At 39.5% G+C, this 15,535-nt stretch carries 14 protein-coding genes and 2 pseudogenes; 12 read left to right on the top strand and 4 right to left on the bottom strand.

The features are described from left to right. Positions 1–6: 6 nt before the first annotated feature. Positions 7–792 carry an SDR family oxidoreductase gene (locus MN869_RS06640; RefSeq protein ID WP_005205356.1) on the bottom strand — a complete coding sequence of 262 codons (786 nt, stop codon included), beginning with the start codon at positions 790–792 and terminating at the stop codon, positions 7–9. A 106-nt stretch (positions 793–898) separates the two neighbouring features. Here MN869_RS06640 and MN869_RS06645 point away from each other — a divergent pair, with 106 nt between their 5' ends. Beyond that, positions 899–1,468, top strand: a complete 570-nt coding sequence (locus MN869_RS06645; protein WP_033134328.1) for a TetR/AcrR family transcriptional regulator — start codon at positions 899–901, stop codon at positions 1,466–1,468. A gap of 1 nt (position 1,469) precedes the next feature. Continuing rightward, entirely contained in the window at positions 1,470–1,595 is a 126-nt protein-coding gene (locus MN869_RS06650) for a YHYH domain-containing protein (RefSeq protein ID WP_096089487.1), read from the top strand. Between the two features lie 56 nt (positions 1,596–1,651). Here MN869_RS06650 and chrA read toward each other — a convergent pair whose 3' ends face one another. After that, entirely contained in the window at positions 1,652–3,004 is a 1,353-nt protein-coding gene (gene chrA, locus MN869_RS06655) for a chromate efflux transporter (RefSeq protein WP_241345412.1), read from the bottom strand. A 2-nt stretch (positions 3,005–3,006) separates the two neighbouring features. Then, positions 3,007–3,927 carry a chromate resistance protein ChrB domain-containing protein gene (locus MN869_RS06660; protein ID WP_241345413.1) on the bottom strand — a complete coding sequence of 307 codons (921 nt, stop codon included), beginning with the start codon at positions 3,925–3,927 and terminating at the stop codon, positions 3,007–3,009. A gap of 273 nt (positions 3,928–4,200) precedes the next feature. Between MN869_RS06660 and MN869_RS06665 the strand changes: the two genes are divergently transcribed. From MN869_RS06665 to MN869_RS06700, 8 genes are read left to right on the top strand one after another with little or no spacing between them, the layout of a single operon-like run. Beyond that, complete coding sequence (locus MN869_RS06665) at positions 4,201–5,262, top strand: ABC transporter substrate-binding protein (protein WP_004655068.1); 1,062 nt, start codon at positions 4,201–4,203, stop codon at positions 5,260–5,262. A 13-nt stretch (positions 5,263–5,275) separates the two neighbouring features. Then, a complete protein-coding gene (locus MN869_RS06670; protein WP_004655066.1) occupies positions 5,276–5,986 on the top strand; it encodes a class II aldolase/adducin family protein in 711 nt (236 codons plus the stop codon). A gap of 33 nt (positions 5,987–6,019) precedes the next feature. Beyond that, a complete protein-coding gene (locus MN869_RS06675; protein WP_033133511.1) occupies positions 6,020–7,213 on the top strand; it encodes an LLM class flavin-dependent oxidoreductase in 1,194 nt (397 codons plus the stop codon). A 10-nt stretch (positions 7,214–7,223) separates the two neighbouring features. Further along, complete coding sequence (locus MN869_RS06680) at positions 7,224–8,798, top strand: ABC transporter substrate-binding protein (protein WP_033133512.1); 1,575 nt, start codon at positions 7,224–7,226, stop codon at positions 8,796–8,798. Between the two features lie 5 nt (positions 8,799–8,803). Further along, positions 8,804–9,955 (top strand): ABC transporter permease, encoded by a 1,152-nt coding sequence (locus MN869_RS06685; protein WP_033133513.1) that lies wholly within the window; start codon positions 8,804–8,806, stop codon positions 9,953–9,955. Further along, complete coding sequence (locus tag MN869_RS06690; RefSeq protein WP_004805249.1) at positions 9,952–10,800, top strand: ABC transporter permease; 849 nt, start codon at positions 9,952–9,954, stop codon at positions 10,798–10,800. Before MN869_RS06685 ends, MN869_RS06690 begins: the two co-directional genes overlap by 4 nt. A 2-nt stretch (positions 10,801–10,802) precedes the next feature. Then, a complete protein-coding gene (locus MN869_RS06695; protein WP_033133514.1) occupies positions 10,803–12,620 on the top strand; it encodes an ABC transporter ATP-binding protein in 1,818 nt (605 codons plus the stop codon). Positions 12,621–12,647: 27 nt separating this feature from the next. Then, a complete protein-coding gene (locus MN869_RS06700) occupies positions 12,648–13,916 on the top strand; it encodes an acyl-CoA dehydrogenase family protein (protein ID WP_033133515.1) in 1,269 nt (422 codons plus the stop codon). 55 nt (positions 13,917–13,971) lie between these two features. Here MN869_RS06700 and MN869_RS06705 read toward each other — a convergent pair whose 3' ends face one another. Beyond that, the gene (locus MN869_RS06705; protein ID WP_033133516.1) at positions 13,972–15,024 is read right to left on the bottom strand and encodes an ABC transporter substrate-binding protein; all 1,053 of its coding nucleotides are present in this window, start codon (positions 15,022–15,024) and stop codon (positions 13,972–13,974) included. 284 nt (positions 15,025–15,308) lie between these two features. Here MN869_RS06705 and MN869_RS06710 point away from each other — a divergent pair. Further along, positions 15,309–15,434, top strand: a pseudogene (locus MN869_RS06710) (hypothetical protein); the annotation flags it as partial. Then, positions 15,416–15,505, top strand: a pseudogene (locus MN869_RS06715) (hypothetical protein); the annotation flags it as partial. The pseudogenes MN869_RS06710 and MN869_RS06715, both read left to right, overlap by 19 nt. Positions 15,506–15,535 lie beyond the last annotated feature (30 nt).

The following is a 15,535-nucleotide window of genomic DNA, read 5'->3' on the forward strand; positions in this document are numbered from 1 at the left end:
GAAAAATTATTGGGATTGATAACGAAGTGCGACTTCGCTTGAGGAAAAGTTAGGTAAAAGTTTTAAACGTGAATTTTGATAAGTTTTCCACAAATTTTCATCTTTTAAAACAGGTATTGTTATTGTTTCTCGTTTATCAAAGCCAATCAACGCTGCATCAACAAGTTGATCCACATCCATCATTGGAGGCATTTGACTGATATCGGCACCTGAACGTTCCCATATCGCGGTTTTTGTCGCAGAGGGGAGCACAGCCTGAATATAAACATTGGTTTCTTTGAGTTCTAAGCTCAGGCTTTGACTAAAAAATTCAACAAATGATTTACTTGCCCCGTAGACAGTCAGACCAAACTCTGGGGCAAGACCAACTACTGATCCAAGATTAATAATAGCACCCGTGTTTTGAGGGATTAATCTTTGTAGAATTGCGTGAGATAAGCGGACTAACGCTGAGATATTTAAAGAAATCAGTTTCTCAATTTGTTCTAAATCCTGTTCTAAAAACTGACCACTAACGCTAATTCCTGCGTTATTGACCAGTAGATTAATTTGAGGATCGGATTTGAGTCGGTTTTCAATTGATATTACATCTTCATTTTTAGATAAATCGACGGCCATTACTTCAACTTGGACGCCATATTGTTGTTGGATTTTTTGCGCGATTTGTTTCAATCGGCTTTGATCTCTTGCTACTAGAATTAAATCATACCCGCGTTTTGCCAGACGATCTGCATAGACTGCACCAATACCTGAAGATGCGCCTGTTACCAGTGCTTTAGAATGTTTATTCATAATTGCTTCTCTTTAGATTATGATCATAATCTAAACCTGTATTTTTTTGATGTCAATCATAATCAATGTATAATCTAATTATTGCTATCCATGTTGAGCATTGCCAATGAAAGTGACCAAGACTCAGGTTAAAGAAAATCGTGAGAAGATTGTGACTAAGGCGACTGAGCTATTTAAAAGCAAAGGTTATGATGGCATTGGAATTGCTGAATTGATGTCCAGTGCAGGTTTCACACATGGCGGTTTTTATAAGCATTTCAGTTCTAAACTAGACCTAATTCAAATTAGTGTAAAAAATGGTGTTGAACAAGTTTTAAAACAAGTTGATGGGCTAAGCTTGAAACAATTTATTCAACTATATGTTTCTAAGCAGCATCGAGATCATGCTGATCAGGGCTGTACTTTGGCTGCTTTATCCTGTGATGCGGCAAGGCAACCTGAGGAAGTTAAACAAGAGTTTGAAAGTGGTATCGAACATTTACTGCAATTTATTATGGCTGAACTTGCTAAACATTCTACTGATGAAAATGCTGATCTCCGGAAAAAAGCGATTTATATCTTATCTACGTCGGTTGGGGCAGTCGTATTGTCTCGGGCATGCCCTGATAATTCGAGTTTGTCAGATGAAATATTGTTAGACTGTAAAGAAGATTTAATAAAACTTATAGCTGAATAATATGAAGAAACTAATTTTAGTATGTTTAATGGGGCTTTCGGCAACAAATGCTTTTGCTCATTCAGGTGGTACTGATTCTTCAGGCTGCCATACGAACAGCAAGACAGGGGATCGTCACTGCCACTAATGGTAAAAGAAAAGGAAGTTTAGCTTCCTTTTCTTTTAAACGCTAAAACACTAAGCTTATGCACCTATATATAAAATCAAGCCACAGAATGCAGAAGCAAAAATCACATACATGACTTTGACTTCAAAATGGAATAAGGCAACAAATGCTCCAATTGCTATGAATGCAGCTTCAAAGTTGAAAGGATGGTTGAATCCATTCGGCCATAAAACGTGATAACTGAAGAAGAGTGCTAAATTCAATATTACTCCTACAACAGCGGCGGTAATTGCTGTTAAAGGTGCAGTAAACTTTAACTCATTGTGAGTAGATTCAATCACTGGGGCGCCAGCTAGAATGAAAATGAAAGAAAATAGAAACGTGAACCAAGTAACAATGACAGCACCTAAGGCACCTGCTAAAAATACATGATCACTTCCTAAAAATGCATGATTAAAGCCACCTAGAAATCCGACAAATGCAACCACCATAATCAGTGGGCCAGGGGTACTTTCACCTAGTGCTAAACCATCGATCATTTGTGTTGGACTCAACCAACCATAAAAATTTACAGCACCTTGATACACGTAAGGTAATACTGCATAAGCCCCACCAAATGTTAACAGTGCAGCCTTCGTGAAGAACCAAGCCATTTGTGTATAGGCATGATCCCATCCGAAGGTAAGAGTCAAACCTATAATGGGTGTAAACCATAAAATTGCACCGATAAATAAAATTTTTCCAAAGTGCTTCCAACTAAATATGGCATGTTCTGGGGTTGGAGTATCATCATCAATTAATGCTGGGCCATAATCTTTTTTACCTTGCTGATGTGAACTTCCACTAGTAAAAAAGCTTGGATATTTTTTACTTGCCAAGTATCCAATGATTGCAGCGCTTAGAACAATTAAAGGAAACGGAAGGTTAAAGAAAAAGATAGCAACGAATGCAAGTGCAGCAATTGCCCATAAAAACTTATTCTTTAATGATCGGCTGCCAATCCGGTAAGTTGCATGAAAGACGATAGCAACAACAGCTGGTTTTATTCCATAAAAGAGACCAGCAATGATAGGAACATCACCAAACTTTACATAGACCCATGAGAGCGCGATCAGGATAAATAAAGAGGGTAAAACGAATAAGACACCCGCAACAATACCACCTATAGTCCTATGCATTAACCAACCTATGTAGGTTGCTAATTGTTGAGCTTCAGGTCCGGGTAATAACATGCAGTAGTTGAGAGCATGTAAGAAACGTTTTTCAGAAATCCAACGTTTTTGTTCAACAAGCTCTTGGTGCATGACAGCGATTTGCCCCGCTGGTCCACCAAAACTAATAAATCCCAATTTAAGCCAAAATAAGAAGGCTTGCCAAAAATGAATTGGCTGTGCTGGCTCATCGGGTGCAGCGGCTTGTTCTTGTTCCATGATTATTCTCTTGATAGGTTGGCATATAAGCCATCGAAAATGTGATTCGATAATGCAAATAATTGATCATCGTCACTTATCTGACTTCGAATTCCTTGAATAACTTTTTCAATACCGATTGCTTCGGGAGGTTCAATCCCACCTACATCAAGGTAATGAACAATTTCAGCGATTTTCTTTAATGGGGGTGTTTCTAGATCAAAACTATGTAAAAGAACTTCGAAGGTCACCCAATGATTGATATGACTGAAAGTTGCACCATCAAAATCGAATCCAAATGCTTCTTTTGGGCAGTCCCTTGGTGTTTCTAACCAAATGAATGTTGGTGAGGTATCAATAAATGTCTTTATTAGCCATGCAGAGGCTAGACGATCAATCCAAGGTCTTTTACGTGTTGCCCAAATTCTATTTTGATAACTAGCTTTATCTAGAAGTTGAATGTGAGCTTGTATTGCTTGAGGCTCATTCACTTCACCAAGACGTGCAATTGAAAGTTCTAATGAAGATAGCTCATTTAAAACCTGTGCTTGAGTCTCATCGGGGTAATAGTCAATTTCCACCAGTGCATCGATACTTTTTCTTAATTTCCGGATTTGCTTGAGCAGCTCTTTCTTTTCATCTTTGGTCTGCCGATCTCTTAATTCAGACAGTTGTTTATAGAGAGCATCGTATTCTTCTTTCCGACTAAAAAAAGGAGCAAGCTCAAGATTTAAGGGTTGCTCTGCATGAAAGATATAAGCAGTTCCTTGTTCTGAAATAACATCATTAGCAATAGGTTCAAACTTTGCACTATGAGTAATAGGGAGCAAATAGACGCCATCTCTTAGAATTGCTGCGCCGCTTGCTTTGAGAGATCGCCAGACTCTCATACGAGTTGTTGTGTTCTGCGTAGGCAATGAGGATATGAGTAAAGATATTTTCATGTAATATACTCAACTTATTTGTTTAATATATTACACATAAAAACTTAAAACATATATACGAAGAATAGATTTCTAATTTTGAAAAATGATTAAGCACAGTCATTTCTTTATTAGGTGTTGTGAAAACAACACTGATTTAAAAAAATGATGAAATATAAACAATAACTTGATTGTAATTTTTCATAAGATGTTGAAAATTATAAATAATTAATATTGGCATAAAAGCTGCTCAATACAAGTGATATGAAATTGGAATTATCCTAAGGAATACCTATGTCACTTGTTATCGATAAAAAAGAAAATTCTAAAGAATTTGTGAAAAGTACTTTATCTGAAATCTGGGTCACTCGATGTCCAGTCCCAACGGCAACAGGGATCTCACTTAAACGTGGGACACTGATTGAAAAGTTTGAACAGCATGGTATTGATGTTGCTGTTTTACAAGATGCGCGCAAAGGTCTATCTGTTCATCATTTTGATCATCAACTGCCAGCATTATTTCGTGAAGGTGGAAATGTTCCAGCATTAGCTGCTCGTTCTGAAGGTGCTCCAAGTCGACTCATTGGTTTGACATGGATTGATGAATGGCAGGTAATTATTGTTCGCCCTGATTCTGAAATCAGCAAGCCAGAGCATTTAAAAAATGTAAAAGTTGCTTTACCTGAATATGCAGACAAACGGGCAGGTAGCATTTTTAGAGCGATGTCTTTACAGGGTATTCGAGGTGCTTTGCAACTCGCAAATTTAACTTTCCGTGATGTGGATTTTATTGAAGTCCCTGAACGAGCGGAATCGAATACACAACAACGTGATGCCAGTACCTATTGGTCTGGATTAGATGCGTTAATCACCGGTGAAGTTGATGCTGTTTATGTAAAAGGAGCATCTGCTGTTGAAGCTGCGACAAAACGCGGTTTAAAAGTTGGGATTGATTTGGATCAATTTGAAGATGTGACCTCCCGTGTAAACAATGGTACGCCTCGTCCAATTACCGTACATGAAGATTTGTTAAAAGATCACTTTGATGTCGTCGTTGATTTTCTGGAAGAGCTGTTTGATACCGCAGATTGGGCTCAAGATCATTTAGATGAAGTGCTGGTTATTCTTGAAGATGAAACGATTGCAGGCGCAGAGAGTGTCGCAACAGCTTACCGTAATAATTTTCATAAGTCTTTACATCCATCATTAAGTGAAGAGCGTTTAGAGCTTTTAAGACAACAAAAAGATTTCCTTTGGTTACATGGTTTTCTTGAGCGTGATGTCGATATTAATACTTGGGTCGACCACCGTCCTTTGCTCGAAGTTTTAAAGCGCCGCCAAAATAAGCAATTTTAATAGGATATTGATCATGACAACACTTATTCAAACGCCACTTTCTCCTGAACTCAATGACTTTATCGAATTGAATCGTGAAAAAGCTGAATTTGCTTTTGAAGTATTCCGTGAAACAAGAACAATCACGGCAAATGGAACGGTTAATTTTGTTGAACGTGGACCTGATAATACCTTAGTCACTTTTAACTACGCAGGACCTTGGTCTAAAGATAAAAAAAGCAAAGTACTTGTGGAGACAATTGATGGTGAAGTTTTATTGGGAAGAAAAAATGCAGGTGGGCGTTATAACAAACTTTTTCGCGAGCATGCAGATGTCACCACAATATCTCATGTACACGCGCCGAATTTAGGGGCTTGGGCGCAAACCCATCGTACCTTACCGATTCGTTATGTGCCTGTTCAGCGCTTTCATTTATTTAAAGAACTCCCAATTTATATTGATCGCCGTCAGGCAGAAGTCGATTTCATTTTAGATCAACTCAAAGTTGATATCGAACATCGAGCAATTTTAGAAGCCAACGGTGGTGCAACCGTATGGGGACGTCAGGGATTACAAGAAACAGCTGAATTTATCTTGTTACTTGAGGAAGGTGCACAGATTCAGCTACTAGCTGAATTAGCTGGGGGAAGCCGTGAATACGGACAGGGTGTTTTACAGCAGCAGTGGCGAATGAGTGGTTTAACCGATAAAGCCAAGTCGCTTGGATTACTTCCACTTCATTAGAAATCTGATTCAAATATAAATATAGAGAATACTATGGCTGTAAAACTTTTATGGTATCTCACTTCTCCGGATGGACCATATCCTTGGTTGGAATCTGGGCGGTGGGATACTGATTATGAACACTTGCAACAGATTGCGATTACTGCGGATCGACTTGGTTTTTACGGTTCACTTATGGGTACCAGCGAGTATGAAACACTTGCTGTTGCTGCAAGTTTAATTCCATTTACTGAACGTTTAAAGTTTCTGGTTGCCCAACATCCTGGAGAAGTCCAGCCAGCAGTTTTGGCGAAATATGCGCAAACGTTTGATGCCTTCTCTAAAGGACGTTTGTTATTCAATGTTGTGAATGGAAATGATCAGGGTTTGGCAGCTTTAGGTATTCACTATACTCATGATGAGCGTTATGACTTTAGTAAGGAATACTGGACAGCATTTCAGCAAAACTATTTAGGTGATCGATCTGGATTTGAGGGGGAATTTATTCAAATTGCACCACGTCTAGAAAGTGGATCTCCAATGTCCAAATGGCGTGGTCCAACTCAAAAGCAGGGTGTTCCTTTATGGGGAGCTGGAACTTCTGCCAAAGGCGTTCAGCATTCTGTTGAATTACTCGATGTGTATTTAAGTTTTGCGAATACGCCACCGCTGCTTGGAGAAAAGTTTAGCAAAGTTGCCGCTGAGGCGGCAAAAGTTGGGCGTACTTTAGAGTTTGGTACTCGATTGCAAATTATTGTCCGAGAAACAGAAGAAGAGGCTTGGCAGTATGCTCAGTCATTACTCGACAAGATTGATTTAAATTATGCAATTGAAGCTGTTAAACGGCAGCTTCCTCCCGATGAAACTTTTGAGAGTTATCAAAGCCCAAATCCGATCGTTCAAAGAAATCTCACTTTGTTACGACATGGGGTATTACCTCGTGCTAAAGATTTTGAAATTTATCCTAATGTTTGGACTGGGCCATCTTTATTTGGTTTTGATATTTTAAACCCAGCAGCAGGTACTGCCTTGGTCGGCAGTGCTGAAAATATTGCTGAACGGATTAAAGAATACGAAAGCTATGGTGTATCTGCCTTTATCTTATCTGGTTTCCCTTTAATTGGAGAAGCCTATCGCGTAGCTGATTTATTGTTCCCGTTATTAGAGCTCGATCATGGTTTTGAGTTACCTAAGCTCAATAAAAATTCATCCATTGATTCTCTCTTGAATCAAGAAATCGTAGTTTAAGGGAGAAAACATGAACAAAATTACACGTCGAGAACTGATTAAGCAGACTGGATTGGGGGTTGGAGCTGTTGCTGCAATTAGCCTAATAGGATGTTCTAAAACTGACTCTTCATCTTCTGAGAGTGCTAGTCCTAGTAATACTCAAAATGATAATCCGAAAAAAGGCGGTGTGATCAAAATTGGAGTAATCAATGGCAATCAAGCCGGTAATTTAGACGCGCATAAGCCTATTGGTATGTCCAGTGCATTCAGAGGTTGGCCTTTATATGCAAAATTATGGGAATGGGGTAGAGATATCCAGCCCAAACTCGCACTTGCTGAATTTGCGGAGCCGAATAATGATGGGACGAAATGGACCATTCGCTTAAAAAAAGGACTCGAATTTCATCATGGTAAAACGATTACTGCTGATGATGTTATTTTCTCCTTACGCCGTTTGACGGACCCTAAACTCGCTTCTCCATTTGCAGCCTATCTTTATTCTTTGCAAAGGAATGAGATTAAAAAGCGAGATGAATACACAGTTGAGATTCCTTTTACTCAAGGAAAAGGGTTGGTTGCTTTACCTGAGGCATGGATGAGTTGGGGAGGCATCGTTCCTACAGATTATGACCCAGTTAAAAATGTCGTAGGAGCAGGTCCCTTTAAGCTTGACAGTTTTACACCAGGCCAGCGTTCACGCTTTGTCCGTTTTGAAAATTACTGGAAAGAAAATAGGCCTTATGCTGATGCAATAGAAATCATTGATTTTAAAGATCAGACAGGGCGTCTTGCTGCTTTGCAATCTGGTCAAATTGACATTGCTTCAGGTGTAAGTGCCGAGCATATTTCTTTAATTCAAGCCAATAAACGATTGAATCTCGTTTCTTCTGAAACAGATGCTTGGCAATCTTTTGATATGAATACCTCAAAAGCACCTTTCAATGATCCTCGAGTACGTCAAGCTTTTAGATTGATTGCCAATAGAGATGATTTGGTTAAAAGGGCTTTAGCTGGTCAAGGACGAGTTGCAAATGATCTCTATTCCTTTAGTGATCCCGTGTATGACCACAGTATTCTACAGCGTAAGCAAGATTTAAATAAAGCTAAGGGATTGTTGAAAGAAGCTGGTTTTAGCAATAGCTTGGCGGTTGATTTGTATACAGGTCCAGATAGCAATGCCGCATTGGTTTTTGCTCAGCATGCGGCTCAGGCTGGTGTTATTGTTAATGTTAAACAGGTTGAAGCTGCCACCTTTGCTGATGCTGTAAAACAAGATTGGGCATTTAGTACAGGTTCAAACGTTTCACGACCTTTTTTATTAACCGTTTTGCAAATTGATGGGCCTGGTGCGGCAAATAATAAAACTCGATTTAACAATGAACGTTTTACTGAATTGGTTCATACAGCATTACAACAGCCTGATTTGGAAAAACGCAAAGTTCTCATTCATGAAGCACAGCATATTCAACATGAGCAAGGTGGTTTGCTCATTTGGGGTTTTAATAATGTACTCGATGCACATTCTGGCCAAATTGGTGGCGTAACACCCGATCGCACAGGCTTTGCAGCGTGGCGTACAGATGAATTTTGGCGTAGGGGGTGACCGCTATGACAACGCAATCCAGCAATATAGAGACAGCCATTTCACATCAAACAATGACGAGATCATTTGAAATACCAGCATGGTTACCTTGGTTTTTCACACGGTTGTTGTCAGGTGTATTGGTTGTATTTGTGATTAGTCTCATTGTATTTATTGCCACACAAGCACTCCCATCTGATCCGGCTCGCGTCATTTTGGGCCCAGAAGCACCAGAAGCGACGGTTCAAATACTTCGTGAACAATTGGGCCTGAACGATCCAATATTGATTCAATACTGGCATTGGCTGAGTCAATTATTGCAAGGTAATTTTGGCCGTTCGATTGATTCAAATGTACCTGTTGTACAGATTGTTCAGAATTATTTTGGTAACACCGTTGCATTAACGATCTTGGTTATTGTTATTACTGTACCACTTTCAGTGGTACTGGGTGTGTGGCTGTCACTCCGTCGAGATAGCAAACTAGATCGTATTATTGTTTCTAGCTCTATTCTATTCAAGGCTGTTCCAGGATTTGTGATTGCAATCTGGTTAATGATGTTTTTCTCAACCTCAATCCTGCACATATTGCCAGCTGCATCCTTGTTGATTCCAGAGCAGTCAGCTTTTAGCCAAATAGAGTTTTTAGTTTTACCGATTTTAACTTTGGCCTTATCGCTTATTCCATATCTGATGCGTTTAGTTCGTGGTTCCATGATTGATGCACTTGAGTCGGATTATGTGACCTCTGCACGATTACGTGGTATTCCTGAGCGACGGATCATATGGAAACATGTTTTACCAAATGCATTGGTGCCAGTGGTGCAGGGAACAGCATTAACGATACGGGTTCTGCTGAGTGGAGCTCTCATTATTGAAGTGGTTTTCAGTTATCCCGGTATTGGTAATGCACTCAATGCCGCAATTGAATTAAGAGATATCCCGACCATTCAAGCAATTGTTTTATTACTGACCATTTGTGTGGTAGCCGTTAATTTAATTGCAGATTTAATCACAACCTTACTCACACCAAGAATACGAACAGCCAAAAGACATAAAGCACGTTCGCCAGGCCGTCGTCAGGCATTACGTTTATGGAAGTCAGGTCGACCAATTACAGTAAAACCTGTTGACCGCCGTAATGCTTTAAAGAACATTCAGCAAGGAGGTGGGAAATGAGCTCACTTCATTGGTACCAAAGAAATTTTTTTCAAACATTAATTCGTGAAAGACAAGTACGTTTTGGATTTGTAGTCACGACCTTAGTGTTGATTTTTGCACTGGTTGGACCGCTCTTGGTTCCCTTTGAGCCCACTGCTTTGATCGGCATGACATATGGTCCGCCTGAAGGAAAATCGTTTCTTGGATATGATTATATCGGTCATGATGTGTGGTCGCGTGTACTTTCAGGAGGGGCTTCTATTATCTGGATGACACTGGCTGCCAGTTTGGTTGCATTAATTATTGGCTCTAGTTTAGGCATATTCGCTGCTTTTGCTCGAAATAAGATTGATCAGTTCGTGACTTGGCTTACAGATGTTTTTATGGCCTTTCCTGATCTTATATTGGTCTTGCTTATCGTTTCAATGTTAGGTCGGGAACCTTGGCTCATTGTTTTAACGGTTTCAATTGCTTTTATTCCTGGCGTAGTGCGTCTTGCGCGAAGCGTTGCACTTAATCTGGTGGAACAAGAATATATCGAAGCAGCCAGAATTCTCGGGTACTCAAAAACCTATATTTTATTTCGTGAAATTTTACCCAACATGCTGACGCCTTTACTCATCCATCTTGGTGTGATGCTGACATGGGCTGTGGGTATGTTATCGGGTTTGGCTTTTCTTGGTTATGGTGTGGCACCTCCAGCAGCAGATTGGGGACTCATGATTAATGAAAATCGCGCTGGTTTATTGGTGCAGCCGTGGGCGGTATTTGCTCCTGTCATCTTAATTGCTTTGTTTGCGCTCGGAACGAATGTATTGGCTGAGGGCGTTGGACGTGCAGCAGCTCGGATTGAGGAAAAATAAGCATGGCAGATAAATTTAAAAATACAGTATTAACGGTAAAAGACTTAACCGTGGCATTGGTCAACACTGGCAATCATATCGTTTCTAATATTTCATTTAGCCTACGAGAAGGTGAGGTCCTAGGATTAGTTGGAGAGAGTGGTTCAGGTAAAACGACATTATCGAGTGCCTTATTGGGCTATGCACGATATGGAGCCAAGATTATTCAAGGCACAATTGAACTGGATGATGAAGATATTCTCAGTTTAGATGATCATGCTTTGCGTCAGGTTCGTGGTTATAAAATTAGTCATGTTGCCCAAGATCCTGGAACAGCACTCAACCCAGCATTAAGTATTGGACAACATTTATTTGAATTATTAGATGTCCATCAGGCAAAGTTATCGAGCGCTGAAAAATACCAAAAGGTTGCCAAAATTTTAAATGAAGTGGGATTGCAGCATGATGAGCTATTTCTAAAGCGTTATCCTCATCAGCTTTCGGGTGGGCAACAACAACGAATTTTATTGGCCTTGGCATTCTTGCTACAGCCACGTTTGATCGTTTTGGATGAGCCAACCACCGCATTAGATGTGACGACACAGACATTAGTGTTGAATATCATTCGTAAATTATGTCGGGAATATAACGTTGCTGCTATCTATGTATCGCATGACTTAACGGTGGTAAAAGATATTGCAGATCGGGTGATTGTTCTGTATTCAGGTCGAATTGCTGAAGATGCGGTATTAACCCAACTATTTGAAACGCCTAAGCATCCTTATACGCAAGGTTTACTGAACGCCATTCCCGATGTGGCCATTCGTAAATATTTATCTCCAATTGAAGGGCATGCTCCTTCGCCCAATGAGCGTCCAGTGGGATGTGCTTTTGCGGCACGTTGTACTTTCGCCACAGATATATGTCGTCAAAAACAACCTGAATTAACTCAATTAAAAGATGAGTTTGATCCGCATTTTGTTGCTTGTCACCATTCGAATCATGTCGGTGTGATTAATTTTAAAGAGATTGATCATCAAGTGATTGAAAGAGAAACAGACCGGGAAGCTCTATTAAAAGTTGAACATATTAATGCATGGTATGGGCAGCAACAGGCACTTTTTGATATTTCATTTCAACTAAAAAAAGGCGAATGTTTAGCATTGGTGGGTGAATCGGGTTCAGGAAAAACCACTTTATCGCGTGTCATTGCCGGCCTGAATGAAAATGCAGATGGACAAATTACATTAGCAGATGAAGTCTTGTCGTTGCGTGGGCAACAGCGTCATTTGCAGCAGCGGCATAAACTGCAATATATCTTTCAAAATCCTTATAAGGCTTTGAATCCAGCGCATACGATTGGTCAGACATTAATTAAAGTTGTACAGCATTTCTTTGGAGCATCTCGACAAGAAGCCATAGAAAAAGTCACGCAGGTACTTAAACAAGTCTCTCTGCCTATACAAGTTCAGGAACTCTATCCAAGAGATTTATCGGGTGGGGAGCGACAACGAGTGGCTATCGCGCGAGCTTTGCTGTGCCAACCTGATGTTTTGATTTGTGATGAGATTACATCTGCTTTGGATGTTTCAGTTCAGGCTTCCATCTTAAAACTGCTACAAGACCTCCAACAGCAAGGTGTGACCTTACTATTTGTGACCCATAATCTAGGGGTTGTTCGTGCAATCGCAGATCGAGTCGCCGTATTAAAAAATGGACATATTGTTGAATATGGCGAAACAGATCAAGTGCTGAGTCACCCTCAACATACATATACCAAAACTTTGCTTATCCATGCGCCAAGCTTGTTTAAAGACAAGGTACTTGAAGTTTACGCATAAAAAAGAACAGATTTTCCGGAGTTAACAATGAACGACATTAACCAACGTAATTTTTTAGAATTAGGTAGTATCAGGCATATTCAAAGTGAGCAAGAAGCACTTGATATTGCAAAAGAGGTGGCGGATCAACTGAATCAATTTGCTCGAGACCCCAGTTATAACAAGACCGTACCTTATGAACAAGCTCGCTTAATTTCAGAAGCTGGTTTAACTGCGATTATTGTACCCAAGCAATTTGGGGGCTTAGGCGCCAGTATTTCAACTTTGGTCAATGTGGTGAAAATTATTTCATCCGCAGATGGTGGTGTAGGGCAGTTATTACAGATTCACTTCACCATGTTCCGAGGCGTTTTAACGGGCTATGATGATGAAATTCGTGATCAGTTACTGGTTGATATCTTAAGCGGAAAGCGTTTGGGTAATGCACTTGCAGAAGTGGGTGGTAAAGATAAATTTCAGCATAAGACACGTGTAGAGCGAAATTCAGAAGGACAATTAATTTTAAATGGCAGTAAGTTTTATTCTACGGGTTCTTTACTTGCAGAATGGATTTCTTTATTTGCCGGTAGTGATGATGGACCTGTCTCGATTTTAATTCATCGTGATACGCATGGAGTGGAGTTGCTCGATGACTGGGATGCGATGGGACAAAATAATAGTGTCAGTGGCACTGTTAATTTTAAAGATGTGATTGTTGATGAACGTTATGTTGCTAAGCGAAATACGGGTGGTTTAGGCACTGTTTTACGTACTGGACTCACTTGGCCTCAGATTTTACATGCTGCAATGGACACAGGAATTGCTAAAGGAGCCCTACAAGGCGGGATTGATTATTTACAACATCATGCTCGACCTTGGGTAGAAAGTGGCGTCGACTCGCCTACGCATGAATCTCATATCATCAAACAGATTGGTGAGTTCGCTGTTTTAGTGCGTTCAGCTGAGGCATTATTGGATCGTTCAGCACAGATTTTTGAACAGCATTTGGCAAATGTAGAGGATGAAGATTTACAAACTGAACTGATTTTATCGGTTGCTGCTACCCGTAGTCAGTCTGATCATGCATCTTTAAAAATTTCGAGTGAAATTTTTGGATTACTTGGGGCAAGTTCAACTTTATCGAAATGGAACCTAGACCGCTTCTGGCGAAATGCACGAACTCACACCACGCATGATCCAATTCGCTGGAGGCTATATCATGTTGGAAATTATTATTTAAATAATATTCCACCAGGAGAATACAACTCCGTACTTCTAAAGAAGCAGGCGGAAAATGTGACTAAATTTTCTAAGTAAAATGAATTCAATAAAAAAAGGTTGTCATCATGACAACCTTTTTAATTTTAAAGTATTAAGCCACTTGAGTTTGAATAGAAATATCCTGTGCAAGCCATTCACGAACATTAATTTGTGCAGGAATAAAGTTCCAGCGATAGAGAAAATCACTCAAGTCTTGTAAAGCAATAATAGAGATTTCATCAAAGTTAGTGTTCAGTTTCAGATGTGCATCCGCACCGTATGCCGCATGAACCCATTGCTCACTACTATTACATTCTTTTGCTAGATAACGATGGGTTTCATCGGCGTTTTCATGTGCCCATTGTTCTGCTTGTAAAACAGCATCAACAATTGATTGGGCTTGCTCTGGATATTGCTTTAGAAAATCTTCATCAACAGTGAGTGTTCTTGGTGTTCCATTATTGGAGCGTAGAATAGGTTCTGGATGTGAGCCAATATCAATAATGGTATGCAGGGCGAAATCATGGGCAATCTGCGCAGCATGTGCACCTTTTAGAAAAATGGCATCCACATCACCTTTAATTAATGCCACGATCTCTGCACTTGCGTTGATTTTGTTGCGATTACCATAAAAGCTAGAATCATTTTCTTCTGGCTGTTGTTGCTGTGCTGTTAAAATATCTGCTCGTAAACAGTCAACTAATTCAAGATCGCTTACCTTTAAATCTACTGTCTTTAAGGCATTCTCTAAACCACGAATCGCCTGTGCACGCGAGAAATCAATAATTGCATCCTGATTTAATGGAATTCCAAAACGTTTGCCTTTTAGGTCTGCAACAGTTTTGATGTTTGAATCATAGCGTGTTAACAATAATTGAACTTCATCAGCCCAAGATAATCCAATCACTTTAGTTTTTTGACCAGATGCATATGCCCAGATTGCAGGAATACTGCCACCGTGTCGAACTGAATTGGCAAGTGTATGGTTAAAATGAGAGTTGCGAATATCTTTGGAATTTGATTCTCGAATTGATTTTATTTCAATCTGCTGCTCATTAAACTTTTCTTTGAGCCAACCTTTTTGAATTGAAATGCCTAGGCCTGTTGGTACAGGGCAGCGCGTGTACCAAAGTGTGTTTAATGATTGAGTTTGAAGTGTTGTCATCATGACATCCTTTTGTGATTTTTATGCTTTAAAGCAAAATTGATGCCATTTATTAAGTTGTTGATATTTATTGGTTATTTGTAATATCGTTTTTTATGATGTTGATATATCAAATTTTGTTGCGATTACAACAGAACCATTGCGCCAGTGTTTTAAAATCAACATCACTATAAATAGTCATCTATAAAAATAATATAAAACAATGGGTTAAAATATTTTTTCAGGTCATTAATTTGGCATGAATCTCGCACTAATACAAAATCTCAAATTTTTTTCTATCTTTTATGTTTAAAAATTATCCATTATTGCGAAGTTTGGCTTTGTATCGATTTATGCCATTTCGTTTCTTATTGACGGCGACCTTATTTGTTATTGCAAATATAGGGTTAGCAATGCGTCATTACAAGATTCGATTCCATTTGCTAAAAAGGTGATTGCAGGAGAGAAAATTCAGGCTATTTGTAAACCTGACTTACAATAAACGATGAAATAAAGATTTTCTCACTGAAGA

The organism is Acinetobacter sp. NIPH1876, assembly GCF_022808535.1.
Classification (GTDB): Bacteria; Pseudomonadota; Gammaproteobacteria; order Pseudomonadales; family Moraxellaceae; genus Acinetobacter; species Acinetobacter higginsii.